Raw genomic sequence first — 17327 nt, 5'->3', positions numbered from 1 at the left:
ATCGAAGTCTAAGCAATAATCGCTTATTATGCCTTGACCTGAAATAGCTTAGGCGCTCAAAATGTTGGCAAATTTTTACAAAAGGCAGCCTGAGGGCTGAGGTAAAGCGATGAGCCAGCAAGACGATATTTCTTACCAATTAGAAACTTTAGCCATTCGTACCGGTCATACCCGCACTTTTGAAGGTGAGCATGGCGAACCGATTTTTCTAACATCGTCTTTTGTGTATGAAAATGCTGCAGAAGCCGCAGCTAAATTCTCAGGCCAGGAACCGGGCAATATCTATTCTCGCTTTACCAATCCGACCGTTGCCATGTTTGAAAAGCGTCTAGCTGCACTTGAAGGTGCAGAGCGCGCCGTCGCCACCAGTTCAGGTATGGCTGCCATTATGGCAGTGATGATGGCTTTTTTAAAAGCGGGTGATCATGTGATCTGTTCACGTGCTGTCTTCGGCTCTACGGTTTCCATGTTTGAAAAATATGTCGCAAAATTTGGCGTCAGCGTTGATTTCGTTGATTTGACCGATCTTGATGCATGGAAAAATGCCATCAAGCCTGAAACAAAAATTCTCTTTGTTGAATCTCCATCGAATCCTTTAGCGGAAGTAGCCGATATACAGGGACTCGCTGATATTGCGCATGCCAATGATGCTTTACTGGCGATTGATAACAGCTTCTGTACACCGGTGTTACAACAACCAATCAAATTTGGTGCAGACCTGGTAGTGTATTCTGCGACTAAATATCTGGATGGTCAGGGCCGCGCCTTGGGTGGTGCTGTCGTAGGTAATCACAAGTTACTAGAAGAAATCTTCGGCTACGTGCGTACCACAGGCCCGTCAATGAGCCCATTCAATGCTTGGGTCTTCCTGAAAGGCTTGGAGACACTACGTTTGCGTATGCGTGAACATTCAGCAAGTGCTCAGCAACTGGCTGAATTTTTGAATCAGCATCCAAAAGTAGAAAAAGTATATTATGCGGGCCTGCCTGAGCATGTCGGTCATGAACTGGCAGCAAAACAGCAGAGCGGTTTTGGTGGTATTGTGTCTTTTGAAGTCAAAGGTGGCCGTGAGGAAGCGTGGACTGTCATTGACAATACCCAGTTTATTTCGATTACCGGCAATCTGGGCGATGTAAAATCGACTATTACCCATCCGGCGACCACGACACACGGTAAATTGTCGCCTGAAGCCAAAGAAGCCGCTGGTATTCGTGAAGGTTTAATTCGCGTATCTGTTGGTTTGGAAGAGATTGGTGATATTATCCAGGATATTCGTCGCGGTTTAGACCTGATTTAATTTTATAAATTTATGTTCGGAGATATTTATGAACATTAACATGTTGATGCAGCAAGCTCAGCGCATGCAGAAAGAAGTTGAAAACAACGTAAAAAAAGCCAAAGAAGAGCTTGCGCAAACTGAAGTGCATGCCGAGGCGGGTGGCGGTCTGGTGAAAGTAACCATGACTTGCCGTAACGTAGTGAAGCGTATCGAAATCAATCCTGAATTACTTCAGGATGATCCAGACATGATCGAGGACCTGATTGCAGCTGCAATGAATGATGCAGCACGTCAGGCAGAAGTGGTATCTGACGAAAGAATGAAAGCAGCGAACTCAGGCATGGGTTTACCGCCTGGTCTTGCAGGTATGTTCTAAGGAAGAATGCGCAATGTTTAGTGATCGTTTTGATCAACTCGTTCAAGCATTACGCATTTTGCCAAGCGTTGGGCCAAAATCGGCTCAACGTATGGCATTGCATATGATCATGAAAAATCGTGAGGGTGCTATTGGTCTGGCACATGCGCTGACTGAGGCAACCAATCACATTCATGAATGTTCAGTCTGTCATTCTCTGACCGAAGACGAAGTCTGCAATATTTGCAGCTCTCTGGATCGTGATGATGAACTGCTCTGTGTAGTGGAATCACCTGCAGATGTCATGGCGATTGAGCAAAGTGGTAGTTTCAGAGGTAAATATCATGTATTGGGCGGACATTTATCGCCACTGGATGGTATTGGTCCCGAAGAAATCGGTATTCCGTACTTATTGCATCGTTTGGCCAATGGTCAGGTGAAAGAAGTGATTCTGGCAACCAATGCCACGGTAGAAGGTCAGGCTACGGCGCATTATCTGGTTGAGGCCAGTAAGCATTTGCCGATCCAGATGACCCGAATTGCCCAGGGCGTACCACAAGGTGGTGAGCTGGAATATGTCGACAGTCATACCTTGAGTCAGGCAGTACATAACCGGATGCGCATGAAGTAAGCTAAGCTTAAATATCTTGTTAGTTTTAATATAAAAAAGATATTAATTAGAATATAAATCCTGATAAGTAAGCGCCATTTTTTAGGAAATAGGGCAGAATTGACGTTATTTTTTATACAAAAATTCTATAGATCAGTTAATATGGATCTATCGAGAATCTAATCTTAGACTCAGTTCTATGTTTCAATTTATTCAACATCAAAACGACTTAACTCATGTACTGAAGCTGATGGATCAGAATTCAGTGTATGGGCTGGATACCGAGTTTATCAAGGTTGATACCTTATGGCCTAAGCTGGGTGTTTTTCAGATTAACGTAGACAATAAGGTCTATTTGTTGGATGGAACCACGCTAGATCTGACTGAGTTCCTTAATAAAATTTTTAACGCACAGCAGAATATTTTTCATGCCTGTAGTGAAGATATCGATCTGATCTATCACTATACCCAGAAGAAATCGCTGAGTAATGTGTTTGATACCCAGGTCGGCATGTCATTTTTGGGGCATGGTCTGCAAGTCAGCTATCAAAATGCGCTGAAGCAGATGCTGGAAATCGATATCGAAAAAGACCAGACCCGTTCTGACTGGTTGGCGCGTCCACTCAGTTCCGAACAGTTGCTCTATGCTGCCAATGATGTGCATTATCTGGTGCAACTGTCAGAGAAAATTAAACAGGATCTAGATTCGAAAGATCTGCTGGATTTTGCCTTGCAAGATTGCCGGTTTCTGACTCAGGAAATTGGCGAAGATACCCCAACTGCCTTGTTGTATCAGGATGTCGGAAATTACCGGCATTCACGCCGTCAGCTGATGCAATTGCAGCAATTAATGGTCTGGCGTGATCAGATTGCCAAAGCACTGAATCAGCCACGCAGTTTCATTTTAAAAAATGCCAGCATGATTGATCTGGTGGAAAAATTCCCGCGCAATAATTTCCAGCTGAGTCATGTGAAAGACATTCGTTCGAATGTGGTTCGTGAGCATGGTAAAACCATTTTAGATTTACTGAAATTCCTGCCGGAGCCGGCAAATTGGCCTTTACGTCTGGCACGTCCAATTCGCCACTCTTCCAAAGATATTGGTGAAAAAATTGATTCAATTATTCAGAATGTAGTCAATGAAACTTCAATTCCGAAAGAAGTCCTGATGCGTAAGAAATGGCTGAATGCCTTGTATCAACATGTGGTTTTCCATAAGGACGAGCAGGATCTGCCGGATTATCTACTCGGCTGGCGCTATGAGTTATTAACTCAGCCACTGATTCAGGTATTGCATCAGGATGAATCTTATCTGTCTACCCAGATGAAAGTCAGCGAGTGATTGGCTGCAGGATTGGTTAAAGAAAAAGCAATTATACAAAATCACGACTGATGCATGAGACGTGGCTAATGTTTCTGTCTTTTTTTTGATGTATCCTTGCGGTTGTTTTTCCAGAAAAGTCGTTTGAAATATGCAAGTGTCTATCTACAAATCCAGCAAAAAAAGTGAAATGTATCTGTATGTGGCGCGTCCTGCGAATGAAAGCGAAGCTGAAACATTCGAGCCTTTAAGTGTATTAACTGAAGCAGTGCAGGCAGCATTTGGACGTGCGACTTTTGTCATGCATCTTGAATTAAGTGAATCACGTAAACTGGCACGTGCCAATGTCTTGCATGTTATGGATTCTATTGAAACTCGCGGTTTCTTCCTGCAAATGCCGCCAGAGGGCTTGATTGATCCAAATGCGGTCGCACCAGAAGGTTTACGCGGTGCTTAATGTTAATTCAGGAGTTGTGAAATGAATGGTTATGTGGCTGTATTAGACTCAATTCCTGAACAGAGCATTGCCGTAGCAGTTTATTTGCTCGGCAGCCTGATTGCTTTATGGTGCTGGTATGGCGTAACCAAACGTCTACCTAAACCTATGGGCGGTTTTTTGTGGATTGTGGCCTTTGCCATTCTGTTGACACCGACGATATCTGAGGGGGCGAATGCTTCTATTGCACCTGCGATCTTCGGTCTGTTATTTGGGGTGTTGACCAAAGAGCAATCCCAGGTTTGGATTAATGCGTCACTTATTTTATTTGTCATTGGGATCGGATCTGTGATTGGCTATTGCTGGTCGACTTATGTGTCGAACAAAAGCAATATTCGTGTTCACGAGAAAAGTTCACCGCTGTAAGTAAAAAATAAGGTTCAATCATGTCTGCTGATATTCAACAATTTTCAGGTACCGATCAGTACATCGCGACTGACAGTTTAAAACTTGCGGTGAAAGCTGCACGCAGTTTGCAAAAACCGTTGCTGGTCAAAGGGGAGCCGGGTACAGGTAAGACTTTACTGGCCGAGCAAGTTGCAGAAAGTCTGGGTTTGGAACTGATCACCTGGCACATCAAGTCTACTACCAAAGCACAGCAAGGTCTGTATGAATATGATGCAGTATCGCGCTTGCGCGATAGCCAGTTGGGTGATGACCGTGTCTATGACATCAAGAACTACATCAAGCCGGGCAAATTGTGGGAAGCATTTACCAGTGAAGAACGCTGTGTTCTGCTGATTGATGAAATTGACAAGGCAGACATCGAGTTTCCAAATGACTTGCTGCATGAACTCGATAAAATGTCGTTCTATGTGTACGAGACAGGCGAGACCATTACCGCAACTCAGCGCCCAATCGTGATCATTACCTCAAATAATGAAAAAGAATTGCCAGATGCTTTCCTGCGTCGTTGCTTCTTCCATTACATCGAATTCCCAGATGAAGCCACCATGCGTGAAATCATTGATGTGCATTTTGCCAATATCTCGACCACACTGGTGAATGAAGCCTTACAGGTTTTCTTTAAATTGCGCCAGATTCCGGGTTTAAAAAAACCACCTTCAACGTCTGAACTGATCGACTGGCTCAGTCTACTCATGGCTGACGACATGCCGGAAGATATTCTGCGCAATACTGATAAATCTAAAGCAATTCCACCTTTGTACGGTGCATTAATCAAGAATGAGCAAGATGTGCAGTTGCTCGAACGTCTAGCATTTATGTCACGTCGTTAAGGGAGAAACACGCATGTTTGTGCGACTGTTTTATACCTTACGCAAATACGGTGTACCGGTATCGACCCGCGAATTGATTGACCTGAATCAGGCAGTTGCTGCAGGTCTGGTCTTTGCCGATCAGGACGAGTTCTATCAGCTGGCCAAAACTGTAATGGTCAAAGACGAGCGCTATTTCGACAAGTTCGATCGCGCCATGAAAGACTATTTTGATGGTATCGCGACCTTTGATCTGGATGACTTGCTAAATCAGGTGCATAAGCTGCCCAAAGACTGGTTCGATCTCGAATTGCTCGAGAAGCATCTGACCCCGGAGCAGCGCGAAGAGCTGAAAAAGGCCGGATCGCTGGAAGAACTGATGAAAATGCTGGAAGAGCGTCTGCGCGAACAGCATAAAAAACATCAGGGCGGTAACAAGATGGTTGGTACCGGTGGCACTTCACCCTTTGGTGCCTATGGCGATCATCCCGAAGGTGTGCGTATTGGCGGGCCGGGGCGTAAGCGTTCTGCGGTGAAAGTCTGGGAGCAGCGTCAATACCGCAATCTGGATGATGAACAGATTTTGGGTAGCCGTCAGATGCAGATGGCATTGCGCCGTTTGCGTAAGTTTGCCCGTCAGGGTGCAGCCGAAGAGCTGGATATTGATGGTACGATTCGTGAAACGGCCAAGCAGGGCATTCTGGATGTGCAACTGGTGCCCGAGCGTCGTAACCGTATTAAAGTTTTAATGCTGTTCGATGTCGGTGGTTCGATGGATGCGCATATTGCCCAGTGTGAAAAGCTGTTCAGTGCGGCGAAAACCGAATTCAAGACCCTGGAATATTTCTATTTCCATAACTGTCTCTATGACTATGTCTGGAAAGACAATATCCGTCGTTCCAGTTCACGCATCAATACCTGGGATTTGTTCAATACCTATGGCCGTGATTACCGCGTGATTGTGGTCGGAGATGCCAGTATGGCGCCGTATGAGCTGAATTCTGTCGGTGGTTCGGTTGAGTATATGAATGATGAAGCTGGACAGGTCTGGTTACAGCGTCTGCGTCAGCATTTTGATAAAACTGCTTGGCTGAATCCGGAAGAAGAAAAATACTGGCATTACACCCATACCATTGGTCTGATCCAGCAGATATTTGAAAATCATATGTTTCCAATGACGCTGAAAGGCATTGAAGACATGACCAAATATCTGGCGCGTTAATTCCATTTATCTATAAGTGACTTTAGCTATAGTTATTAGTGCTTTAAAACAAATTATTCTAGTATAAAGTCACTCATTATCTCTTATTTAAAATTTCAGGCATGATTATGGCTCATCAAATTAATGGTATTGCGTTACCGAATGAAGAGGGTTTTTTTGGTCAGTATGGCGGTCAGTTTATTCCACCCGATCTGAAACAGGCCATGGATGATATTAATGTGGCCTATCAGGAAATTCGTCAGACTGAAGAGTTTCAGAATGAATTGAAAGATCTGTTTGCCCATTATGTCGGTCGCCCAAGTCCTTTATTTCATGCCAAACGTCTTTCTGAACAGCTTGGCGGGGCGCAGATTTATCTGAAACGTGAAGATCTGAACCATACCGGGGCGCACAAGATCAATCATTGTCTGGGTGAAGCTTTACTTGCGAAATATATGGGCAAGACCAAAGTCATTGCAGAAACCGGTGCCGGCCAGCATGGTGTTGCTTTGGCAACTGCATGTGCCTTGGTGGGTATCCCATGTGAAATTCATATGGGGCAAGTGGATATTGAAAAAGAGCATCCAAACGTCGTCAAGATGAAAATTCTGGGTGCCAAGCTGATTTCTGTGACTCGCGGTACAGCCACACTCAAAGATGCAGTCGACAGTGCTTTTGAAGAATATTTAAAAGACCCGAAAAACTACATCTATGCCATTGGTTCGGTAGTCGGGCCGCACCCATTCCCGATGATGGTACGTGATTTCCAGTCGATTATTGGTGATGAGATTAAAGTTCAGGCCAATGAGCGTTTTGGTGCAAATCCTGACTATGTTGTTGCCTGTGTCGGTGGGGGTTCCAATGCAGTTGGCGCATTCACTGCATTTTTAAATGAACCAGATGTGAAACTGGTAGGCGTTGAGCCGGCAGGTCATGGTCTGGATACTGACAAGCACTCAGCAACATTAACTTTGGGTAAGCCGAGCCAGTTACACGGGATGGCCTGTTATGTGCTAGAAGATGAACAAGGCGAACCTTTACCAGTGCATTCAATTGCTTCTGGTCTGGACTATCCAGGAGTAGGCCCGCAGCACAGTCTGTTAAAAGATCTGGGTCGGGTCGAGTATACGACTGCGACCGATCAGGAATGTCTGGATGCATTTATGACCCTTTCACGCGTAGAAGGCATTGTGCCTGCACTAGAAAGTTCGCATGCAGTAGCTTGGGCCATTCGTGAAGCTGGTAAATTGCCAAAAGATACCAAGATTGTGGTGAACTTATCAGGTCGTGGTGATAAAGACTCAGATTACGTTGCAGAAAAATTAGGTCTCAACTGATTGTATTCAAAATGTTCATATAAAAAATCCCGGTACATGTACCGGGATTTTTATGCATTACATATAAATCTTTATCTTGGTTTCACTTAAGTGATCTTCAAATGCCTTAGAGAAAGCTAGAGGATGTTTTAACCTGAGATATATTGCTGCAACTGTTCAATCAATTTGCGTTGGTCATCCATGGCCGCTTTGACCAAATCCCCAATTGAAATCAAACCGATCAGTTTTTCATGTTCGACCACAGGTAAGTGGCGTAGGTGGCGTTCAGTCATCAAAGATAAGCAGTCTTCTACGCTAGTAGCTGTATTTACGGTAATCACTTTAGAGGTCATGATCTCGTTAACAGTGGTGTCGAATGAGGTTCTTTGCATTAGGGCGATCTTACGGGTGTAATCCCGCTCTGACAAAATCCCCACCACATTGTCTTCATGGGTTACCACAAGCGCCCCGATTCCTTTATCCGCCATCAAGGTGATGGCCTCTAAAACGGTAGAATCTGGACGGATGGTATAAATAGCTTGATGCATTTTTTCACTGAGCACCTGTGCCACATTGGTCATGCTTAATCATCCTTATTGGTTAATTTATTATTAATCCTAGAGTATGTATTCAACCTGAACATCTCTAAGTGTTTAGGTTTTAGTCTTTATAAATAGCATGTTATTTAAGCAATGTGCAGTCTTTGTTGCGAAAAAAACAGATGACGCATCTGTGCAGCAGTCAGTTTGAGTTTGGTTCCATTGGTGTTGAACAGGGCTGGCGTAACATTCAGTCGCGACAGGGTCGGCAATAATGCATTTTCAAAATCTTCAGAATTGATTTTACGCGGGATGTAATCCGGCCAATGTTGCTGGGCATAATTTTTAGCATCCAGCGGATTGAGCCAGAATGGAAAGATACAATCTTCCTGGTCACGCATCATCGCCCAGCCTTGGTGATATGCGCCCCATAGCTCGCCACAATTCATCAAAGATTTAAGCATCGTGATCTTTAACAGAAAGTTTTTGCAGATCGGATCAATTTGAATAATTTTTCGTGGTTTCATTAGAATAAAGTGCTATTGGAGTTCAGGCTCTATTCTAGGAACTTTATATGAAATTACTGTTTCAGCTTTGCAAGGATTCGTAAGAAAATATGTATTGATTGCTATTTATTGAAAAAAGGGCTGAAAAAAACGCCACCTAGGTGACGTTTCTTTATGCTTGCATGGTGGCCATGTTTTGCCAGTACTGGGCTTTGAGTGAATCTCGTTCTACACGGAAACCTTGATAATAAAGTTCTGCTAAAAAGAGCGCTGCTTTACCATGGCCTGCACGAGCGGCTTCTTCAAGCTGTTTTACCGCATCAGCAAAGTTCATTTGCGATTGAATGGTATTCACGGCATCTGCGTACAGATGTTCCAGATCGTGTTGAGAGAGTTGTTGTATCATATAAAAACTCCTTAATTTTAATTATGATTACATGATAGACTATTTAGTCTAAATACAAATATAAATTAGTATTGTTAAACTAATATTACAAAATAATGGAAAAGTCAACTATTCGATTTTATTTGTTTACTTCAGTTATAGTTTAACTGATTAAACTATACACAACTATAAATATTATTAAGCTACATTGTAAATGGATAGCAAACAATAAGGAGAAGGCCATGATGACAAGAACTTTAGATGGTGTGAAATTTGATATGCCTCCGACTGCAGGTCAAATTATGGAACTTGCCGATTTGCATCGTAAAAAACTCGATCAAGCTATATTCAGTAAATATACCCATCTAGGTGATTATGGGCTGGCACAACGTAAAGAAGTCTACGACTTTACCCGGGCGCTGGACGAAAACCAGCGTGAGCAGTTTTATAAACTCTATAATGGTGAGCTGGTCCGCATTGCAGATGAGGATCGCTTACATCCGCCTGAAGCAGAAGCCGGTTTAAGTAAATTTGCAATTGCACTGGTATTACTTGTTGTTGCATTGGTGCTGTATTCAACAATTATTACTAGAATAATGAATTAATGCCCAAAATAGCAGGATTCAGCTCTTGTGAATATTCAGTGCGCTGACTTGAACTTATGTAACTGCGACCATACACTACCTCTAACCTGAGGTAGTGTATGTCTATAGATACAGAAAAACTAAGCCAATTTTTCAGCAGAATCAAACTGGAACAGATTTATAACAGTGTGGTTATTTTTATTATTGCGGTCATTCTACTTTTAGCCGCATTTGCTTTATATCGTCCGCTTAGCCTTTCCCAAGTCACCCAGATTCAACAACTGTCTAAACAGCAAAACCTTCCCCAAACCCAAGATATGGCACTCGCCTTGTTAGAGCAGCAGCATATCCGTCGTGGGCAGTACCTTAAATTGATGCAGGCTTATCAGCAGGAATCGCTTCGCGCACGTCAGCTTCCGCCGGTCTCTGTGGAGATGCCTTAGGCATAGGATTTGTTGGTAAGTAATAATTGGCATCCATTAAATTCTGTTCCAAACGCATTTTCAAAGCATTTTGATCCAGTTCTTTATTGACAACGACCAGGGTTAAGCGATCAGGATGAAAATGCTTGCGCACTGCATTTTGTACATCTGCCGCTGTGATTTTAGCCAAGCGTTCTGGATAACTGGATAAATAATCAGTTTGCTCACTATAAAAACCTATATTGCCTAGCTGGGCATTAATGGTGGCATTACTGCTGTAATTATTAGGAAAAGCACGTAACATGCCTGCTTTGGTTTCTTCCAGACGCTGAGTATCAATAGGTTGACTGACAAAGTTGATAAATGCTTGATGTGCGACCTGAATGCTATCTAGCAGTTGATCCTGACGCGTGGAATACTTAAAGCTGAATACGCCCGGTGCCTGACTAAAGCTCAACGAACTATAAGCGCCATAAGTAAAACCACGTTTCACCCGCAGTTCCTGCATCAATACCGCATTAAATCCGCTACCGCCAAACATGCGATTGGCGACCTCTAAAGCCAGTTTATCTTCAGTAAAGCGAGTTGGGCCTAAATGCCCAAAGGTGACATGCGCCTGAGACGAGTTATAGGGTAGATGTACCACTTCAAAACCAGATTGAGTTTCAGGTTGTGGCAATCGCACTGCTTTTTGCCCTTGGGGTAAATTACCGGCAATGCGTTCAGACAGTTCCAGTGCCTGTTTCGGGCTGAGTTTTCCAGTAATGGAAATATTCATATTTTGCGCCACCAAAAACTGATCACGAAATTTTTTCAATAATTCTGCGTTAATTTTCTTGGTACTGCCTTGGGTACCAGTGATTGGTTCTGCATAAGGGTGTTGACCATATAGGGCACGATAAAAACGGATATCCATGAGTCGGCTTGGATTTTCCTGCAGCTGTTTTTGTCCCACTTGGGTATTGCTTAAAGCCAGATTAATGCTGGACGGTTTAAATGATGCATTCTTGAGAACCTCCATCAGCATGCCCAATGCGGGTTCCAGTTTTTCCGGGTCTGAAAGCGTACGCAGACGAACCACAAACATATCCCGATAGGCTTGTACGCTGAATTGTGCTCCGGTTTGGTCAAAAACTTCCGCCACCTGATTGGCGCTATATTTGTCGGTTCCTTCACGCATCAACTTGGCTGCCATATTGGATAGACCATATAGGCCTTTGGCAATTTCCTGATCACGGGCCGAACCGGCATTAAAGGTCAGCTGGATATCTACCATGGGAAGATCTTGCGTTTCAACAAACAGCGTGCGTACTTTGTAGCGATTGTTTAGATCATGAATATAAGGCGCCTGAAAATCCCGTTGCTGATTAATATTTTTTAAGCTTTGCAGCAAAGGGATAGACTGTAACTGACTCGGATTATCATTTTGGTTAGGCTGGGGATCCAGATAGTTTTCTGCATGGGTAGCCGAGCTAAGACTTAAAATTGAAATAAGCAAAAATGAACGAAGTTGAAGCATTATAATCCCCGTTGCTGGGTGTTTTGTTCAGGAGAGAGATAAAGCGTGCTGAGATTTTCACGTACAAAATAGGCGTTTGCGACACGCTGGATATCCTGAACGCTGACACTTTCAAAGTGTTTCGGTAATTCATCCATCAGGCGATAACTCAAGCCATTGACCTCCAGATTGCCAATCATTTTGGCTTGTCCGGCAATATCATCCTGACTATAAATCAAATTGGAAATAAAGCGGGTACTGATACGATCCACTTCCTGTTGAGTCATCGCTGTAGTTTTAAGTAAATCCACTTCATCCTGAATTGCTTGTTGTGCTTCTTGCAAAGAGATGCCCGGTGCAGGTAAGGCAGAAATACCAAACAGGCTGTCGCCGCGATTATAGGGATCATAAGAAACGCTGACAGAGGTCAGAATTTTACGATCACGTACCAATCGGTCTTGCAGACGCGAAGAAATGCCACTGTCCAAAAGACTGCGAATAATGGTCAAGGCATAAGCATCTTGGGGATTTTTTGCAGTGCTGAGGGATTTTACATTCCAGGTCATGTACAGATTGGGCACTTGAACATTGCTATTGATCTCCATATGGCGATAACCCAAACGCTCAAACTCCAGTACGTCATTGCGCGCCGGTGTTGGACGTGCGGGAATGTCAGCAAAATATTTTTGTACCTGAGCCAAAGCAGCTTCAGATTCTACATTCCCCACAATCACCAGAATGGCATTATTCGGACTGTACCAATCCCGGTACCATTTTTTGACATCATTCAACTGAATATTATTCAGAGTTTTCATGTGTCCAATCACCGGCTGGCGATAATGACTGGTCGGATAACTGACCCATTTAAACCGTTCAAATGCTTGCGCCCGCGGATTGTCATCGGTACGCTGGCGCCGTTCTTCCATGACGACTTTAATTTCTGGCTCGAAGTCCTGCTGCCGCAATAATAAATTGCTCATACGGTCAGACTCAAGTTCCAGGGCCATAGGAAAATAGGCCTTAGGATACAGCTGATAATAATTGGTGTAATTGGTAAAGGTGGCCGCATTGATACTGCCGCCATAAATCCGGCTCAGACGGGTAAATTCGTCATTTGGCACTTTATGAGTGCCTTTGAACATCATATGTTCAAGCGCATGTGATACCCCCAGAATATTTCCGGATTCATCACTACTGCCGACTTTGTACCAAATTTGTGTCATTACCATGGGCGCACGATGGTCTTCCCGAATAATGACTTTTAAACCGTTACTTAAAGTGGTTTCAAAAGTAGTCCGTGACAATTCGCTTCGGGTTTGTGCCTGAACCGAGTTAAAACTCAGGCTAAGCAAGACTGCTGCACCGAGTGGATAAAGCGTCTGTTTGATCATTTGCGAGAAAGAGGAGATAGTCAAAAAGGTGATGAACACTAGATCTCCTGAAATAGGCGTTTGTATTTAGAGTTATTTTTAATAAATGCGTGCTTGAAAGCAACCGAGAGCTGTAGCTTTTTGGTATGTTTGTCCAGCATTTGCATTGCTAGCTGCAAAGCAGGCAAGTTATGGTAGAATCTGGGTTTTTAACGCAATGCTTTTCAAGGATTCGGCATGCAACAGCAATCTAATGGGCAAAACAAATTTTTGATTGATGCTGATATCGGAGATGATGATGTCACATTACCGAGCTTACCTGCGGTCAATGTGCCTATCGTAGAAACGCCAAGCGAAACAGCTGTAGTTTCTGCACCTGTCGAAACAGAAACTGAAAATGAAGATTCTGCGGCGAAAGGTGGCTTCTTTAGCCGTATGAAAGTGGGTTTAACCAAAACCCGTAAAAACCTTGCCGATGGGATGGTAAATATCCTGATCGGTGGTAAAGAAATTGATGATGAATTATTAGAAGAAGTCGAAGAGCAGCTTCTGGTAGCAGATATTGGCGTGGAAGCAACCAAGACCATTATCGCTAACCTGACTGAACGTACGGCACGTGGTGATTTGATCTACTCGCATTCACTCTATAAAGCGCTTCAGGAAGAACTGGTGGCTTTATTAGCACCACGGGTAAAACCGCTGCACATTGATCCAAACAAATCGCCTTATGTGATTCTGGTGGTTGGTGTAAATGGTGTCGGTAAAACGACTACCATTGGCAAGCTGGCAAAACGTTTGCAAGGTGAAGGCAAGACCGTCATGTTGGCAGCAGGTGATACTTTCCGTGCGGCTGCAACTGAACAGCTACAGATCTGGGGTGAGCGTAATAATATTGCGGTTGTTGCTCAGGGTCATGGTGCTGACTCAGCTTCAGTGATTTTCGATGCTTTTGAAAGTGCGCGTGCCAAAGGTGTAGATGTATTGATTGCAGACACAGCGGGTCGTTTGCATAACAAAGGCCATTTGATGCAGGAATTGACTAAAGTAAAACGTGTGATGCAGAAAATTGATGCCACTGCACCGCATGAAGTGATGTTGGTGGTCGATGCCGGTACTGGCCAGAATGCCATTAATCAGGTCGAGATGTTTGATGAGGCGGTAGGCTTGACGGGCTTAACTATTACCAAACTTGATGGGACTGCCAAAGGTGGTGTACTGTTTAATATCGCCAGTCGTACTCATGTGCCGATTCGCTTTATTGGTGTCGGTGAAAAAATTGATGACTTGCGTCCATTCTCTGCCAAATCTTTTGTTGCTGCATTATTTGAAACTGAAAAATAAATAATGCGCAATGCTTCACATAAACTCCGCCAAGTGCGGAGTTTATTGTTTTTAGCCAGTTCGAGTGTTGTAAAAACCGACAGTAAAACCACCACTAAATCTGCCTATCTTAATAAAGGCCTTATAATTATAGGGGATTCTCTAAGCTGATTTGGCTTGTTTTTTGTGGGGTAGAAAATGGCATTGCTAAATAAGATTGGTCAGGTATTAACAAGCGATATAACCAAGGATTTTAAATTTTCAAGAAAAAATAAACTGAATGATGATTTAGAATTGACTTTTGTCGATCAATTGAAAAAGCGCCGTAGTATCGATCAACTCGGTAAGCGGGTACATTCTAGTCAGGCTTATCTTGGCGAAATCATTCAGGAAGCAGTGCGGAGTTGTCCTTCGGCTTATGATTCTCAAACTACGCGCATTGTGGTGTTATTCGCAGATTCTCATCATCAATTCTGGGAAATTGTGAAACAGGTACAGCGTCAGCATATGCCGGCATATATTTACGAAGGGATGGAAATCAAGTTGAATCAATGTGCTGCTGCCTATGGCACGGTTTTGTTTTATGAAGATCAAGCCGTGATTCAACAATTGCAAAAGAAAATGCCATTAAATAGTGAGGATTTTCCAGCGTGGTCGGAACAAACTTCCGGTATGGCGCAATTTGCTGTGTGGATGACGCTGGCAGATTCTGGTTTGGGAGCATCCTTGCAACATTATAATCCACTGATTGATGAAAGGGTCGCAGAGCATTTTCAGATTGAAAAGAACTGGTTATTACGCGCACAACTTTGCTTTGGGTCAATTGAACAAACAGTAGAAGCAAAATTACAAAAACCGGATCAGCACCGTTTCAAAGTATTTAATTAAAAGTTTATAGAGAACTTTATATGTGACAGCATGGAAGCTGCGGATAAAATCAGATACAAATACGCTACCCAGATCTAAATCTGATTGTTCTATAAATAAAACACATTGTTATCGAAATGCACCTGTCTTGGGTGCTTAAAGCACGTAGTATGACTTTATCGATTTTTTAATAATCAAAATATATAGAGGTGAATTCATGGCATTTTTAGATCAAATCAAACAACGCCGTAGCATTTATTCAATTGGAAAAAATGTAGAGCTGGATCAAGCAGAAATTGAGAAAATCATTAAAGATGCGGTGAAGCACAGTCCGTCATCTTTTAACTCGCAAACCTCGCGTGTGGTGATTTTATTTGGTCAATCACATGATACTTTCTGGCATATTGTACGTGAAACTTTACGTGATCTGGTTTCAGCAGATGCATTTGAATCAACCAATAGCAAGATCAATGCTTTTGCTGCAGGTTATGGTACCGCACTGTTTTATGAAGACCAGAACGTGGTGAAGTCGATGCAGGAGCAGTTTGCACTTTATGCCGATAACTTCCCGGTCTGGTCTGAGCATTCTTCTGCTATTGCACAGTTTGCAACCTGGACCGCTTTGGCAGAAAGAAATATTGGTGCTTCATTACAGCACTACAATCCAATTATTGATGAAGAAGTCGCACAAACTTTCGAGATTCCATCTCACTGGAAACTTCGCGCTCAACTGGTATTTGGTTCGATTGAAGCTCCTGCAGGTGAAAAAACCTTTATGGATGATGCAGAGCGCTTTAAGACTTTTGCATAAATGATTTTAGATCATAAAAAAAAGAAGCAATTTGATGCTTCTTTTTTTTATGTCTTAGAGTTGTATTTGAATATGATGGGGTATATTTAGCCAAATAAATGCTAAGAACACAGGCTGTATCGCTCCAGCCTTTGTCATAAGATTGTCATTTAGACGCGGCATAGTGCAGCTAATTTTTAATAAACAACCAAAAATGAGTAAAGGATATGGGTTTACGTATTGCGGCAACTGCAGCAGTGTTTCTGTTTAGCACACCAGTTTTTTCGGCAGTGACCGTCACAGTACCTGAAGAAATAAAAATTGTTGCCGTAAATGATCAAGAGGTGAACTCGGGTCTATTACGTTCTAATCAGACTTATAGCTTGGATGCAGGTGTAAATGCGATCAGCGTACGCTATAACGAATTTTTCCAGCATTCAGACAATTCACATGACATTTTAAAGTCAGGTGTGGTTACGGTAAAAACACCAAGCCTTAAAGATGGTGAAACTTACCGTTTAGCACTTATTCAGGCGCCTAAAGATTTTGATGCAGCGCAAAAATATAAAAATCAGCCCATTATTGGGCTATATGATGCAAAAAATCAGCTCCTAGTCCAGCAGACGGGCGCTAAAGATGCAGCGAAACCATGGTTTGGAAATCGCGTGTTGACTAAAAAATTAGATATGACGACTCAAGTTGCGACACCAGTTCATCAACCGGCAGCTGTATATACTCAGTCAGCAGACCAGAATGATCAGCAGCTGATTCAATTATGGCAAAAGGCTTCTAAAGCTGAGCGTCAAAAATTTATGACTTGGCTGGCTGAGCAGGCAAATTAAAATATTTTGATGAAGAATCAAAAAGATCACCATTAGGGTGATCTTTTTTTATGAGATGAGGGCTGGAAAATTAACATTTGCTTAAACTTTTCATGCGGAATTAGCTAGAAAAACGCAAAAAAAGTGTTAAAAATAGCTTTTTAGATTAAAAAATAAACGTATGGTTGGTTTTTTTGGATATTTTTAAGAAAATCCCTTGCGCTCGTTTTGAAACTGTATAGAATACGCAGCACACCAACGCAATGCATGAAACGAAACGTTAAATAATTGGGTTGGAGCTTGAAACTGACGAGGTTTTAAGAAGATCATTAAGAGATTATGAAGAACAACTTGTGTGGATTTTTACTGGTTGATTGATCGAAATTATTTTCATTGATTGATGGTAGAAATTACTCGAAGTTTATTTGAG

20 protein-coding genes are annotated in these 17327 nt (G+C 42.8%); 15 read left to right on the top strand and 5 right to left on the bottom strand.

The features are described from left to right. The first annotated feature begins 109 nt into the window (after positions 1-109). The 9 genes from WFH18_RS11170 (at position 110) to trpB (ending at position 7816) form a co-directional block, all read left to right on the top strand. On the top strand, positions 110-1297 hold the full coding sequence (locus WFH18_RS11170) for an O-succinylhomoserine sulfhydrylase (RefSeq protein WP_005100072.1): 1188 nt from the start codon (positions 110-112) through the stop codon (positions 1295-1297). 28 nt (positions 1298-1325) lie between these two features. Then, positions 1326-1655, top strand: a complete 330-nt coding sequence (locus WFH18_RS11165; RefSeq protein WP_004278699.1) for a YbaB/EbfC family nucleoid-associated protein — start codon at positions 1326-1328, stop codon at positions 1653-1655. A gap of 13 nt (positions 1656-1668) precedes the next feature. Then, positions 1669-2265: a recombination mediator RecR gene (gene recR / locus WFH18_RS11160; protein WP_005100074.1), complete on the top strand. Its 597-nt coding sequence runs from the start codon at positions 1669-1671 to the stop codon at positions 2263-2265. A gap of 178 nt (positions 2266-2443) precedes the next feature. Next, positions 2444-3586, top strand: a complete 1143-nt coding sequence (locus WFH18_RS11155) for a ribonuclease D (protein ID WP_005100076.1) — start codon at positions 2444-2446, stop codon at positions 3584-3586. Positions 3587-3716: 130 nt separating this feature from the next. Continuing rightward, positions 3717-4022: a YcgL domain-containing protein gene (locus WFH18_RS11150; protein WP_004278695.1), complete on the top strand. Its 306-nt coding sequence runs from the start codon at positions 3717-3719 to the stop codon at positions 4020-4022. Positions 4023-4043: 21 nt separating this feature from the next. Further along, positions 4044-4427 (top strand): hypothetical protein, encoded by a 384-nt coding sequence (locus WFH18_RS11145; protein WP_148334883.1) that lies wholly within the window; start codon positions 4044-4046, stop codon positions 4425-4427. A gap of 20 nt (positions 4428-4447) precedes the next feature. Beyond that, complete coding sequence (locus WFH18_RS11140) at positions 4448-5299, top strand: AAA family ATPase (protein ID WP_005262763.1); 852 nt, start codon at positions 4448-4450, stop codon at positions 5297-5299. A 13-nt stretch (positions 5300-5312) separates the two neighbouring features. Continuing rightward, a complete protein-coding gene (locus tag WFH18_RS11135; protein WP_005262764.1) occupies positions 5313-6500 on the top strand; it encodes a vWA domain-containing protein in 1188 nt (395 codons plus the stop codon). Between the two features lie 107 nt (positions 6501-6607). Beyond that, positions 6608-7816 (top strand): tryptophan synthase subunit beta, encoded by a 1209-nt coding sequence (gene trpB / locus WFH18_RS11130; RefSeq protein WP_004278689.1) that lies wholly within the window; start codon positions 6608-6610, stop codon positions 7814-7816. Positions 7817-7944: 128 nt separating this feature from the next. Here trpB and WFH18_RS11125 read toward each other — a convergent pair whose 3' ends face one another. The 3 genes from WFH18_RS11125 to WFH18_RS11115 all read right to left on the bottom strand — a co-directional run bounded on the left by WFH18_RS11125 (position 7945) and on the right by WFH18_RS11115 (position 9246). Next, complete coding sequence (locus WFH18_RS11125; RefSeq protein ID WP_004278688.1) at positions 7945-8376, bottom strand: CBS domain-containing protein; 432 nt, start codon at positions 8374-8376, stop codon at positions 7945-7947. Positions 8377-8480: 104 nt separating this feature from the next. Beyond that, entirely contained in the window at positions 8481-8861 is a 381-nt protein-coding gene (locus tag WFH18_RS11120) for a DUF2750 domain-containing protein (RefSeq protein WP_004278687.1), read from the bottom strand. Positions 8862-9012: 151 nt separating this feature from the next. Beyond that, complete coding sequence (locus tag WFH18_RS11115) at positions 9013-9246, bottom strand: hypothetical protein (RefSeq protein WP_004278686.1); 234 nt, start codon at positions 9244-9246, stop codon at positions 9013-9015. Positions 9247-9470: 224 nt separating this feature from the next. Here WFH18_RS11115 and WFH18_RS11110 point away from each other — a divergent pair, with 224 nt between their 5' ends. Together WFH18_RS11110 and WFH18_RS11105 are read left to right on the top strand one after the other, a co-directional pair. Continuing rightward, positions 9471-9830 (top strand): hypothetical protein, encoded by a 360-nt coding sequence (locus tag WFH18_RS11110; RefSeq protein ID WP_004278683.1) that lies wholly within the window; start codon positions 9471-9473, stop codon positions 9828-9830. A 98-nt stretch (positions 9831-9928) separates the two neighbouring features. Further along, positions 9929-10252: a hypothetical protein gene (locus tag WFH18_RS11105; protein WP_004731236.1), complete on the top strand. Its 324-nt coding sequence runs from the start codon at positions 9929-9931 to the stop codon at positions 10250-10252. Here WFH18_RS11105 and WFH18_RS11100 read toward each other — a convergent pair. Both WFH18_RS11100 and WFH18_RS11095 read right to left on the bottom strand, forming a co-directional pair. After that, entirely contained in the window at positions 10176-11750 is a 1575-nt protein-coding gene (locus tag WFH18_RS11100; protein ID WP_005100082.1) for a M16 family metallopeptidase, read from the bottom strand. The genes WFH18_RS11105 and WFH18_RS11100 overlap by 77 nt on opposite strands. After that, complete coding sequence (locus tag WFH18_RS11095) at positions 11750-13159, bottom strand: M16 family metallopeptidase (protein ID WP_336754866.1); 1410 nt, start codon at positions 13157-13159, stop codon at positions 11750-11752. Before WFH18_RS11095 ends, WFH18_RS11100 begins: the two co-directional genes overlap by 1 nt. A 177-nt stretch (positions 13160-13336) precedes the next feature. Here WFH18_RS11095 and ftsY point away from each other — a divergent pair, with 177 nt between their 5' ends. The 4 genes from ftsY to WFH18_RS11075 all read left to right on the top strand — a co-directional run bounded on the left by ftsY (position 13337) and on the right by WFH18_RS11075 (position 16918). Beyond that, the gene (gene ftsY / locus WFH18_RS11090; protein WP_004278679.1) at positions 13337-14440 is read left to right on the top strand and encodes a signal recognition particle-docking protein FtsY; all 1104 of its coding nucleotides are present in this window, start codon (positions 13337-13339) and stop codon (positions 14438-14440) included. Positions 14441-14617: 177 nt separating this feature from the next. Beyond that, entirely contained in the window at positions 14618-15307 is a 690-nt protein-coding gene (locus tag WFH18_RS11085; protein WP_039901820.1) for a nitroreductase family protein, read from the top strand. A gap of 196 nt (positions 15308-15503) precedes the next feature. Further along, a complete protein-coding gene (locus WFH18_RS11080; RefSeq protein ID WP_004278677.1) occupies positions 15504-16097 on the top strand; it encodes a nitroreductase family protein in 594 nt (197 codons plus the stop codon). A gap of 206 nt (positions 16098-16303) precedes the next feature. After that, positions 16304-16918 (top strand): DUF2057 family protein, encoded by a 615-nt coding sequence (locus tag WFH18_RS11075; RefSeq protein WP_004282324.1) that lies wholly within the window; start codon positions 16304-16306, stop codon positions 16916-16918. The last annotated feature ends 409 nt before the right edge of the window (positions 16919-17327 follow it).

The organism is Acinetobacter sp. USHLN143 (assembly GCF_037145695.1).
Taxonomy (GTDB): domain Bacteria; phylum Pseudomonadota; class Gammaproteobacteria; order Pseudomonadales; family Moraxellaceae; genus Acinetobacter; species Acinetobacter fasciculus.
This window is presented reverse-complemented; position numbering and strand designations above follow the sequence as displayed.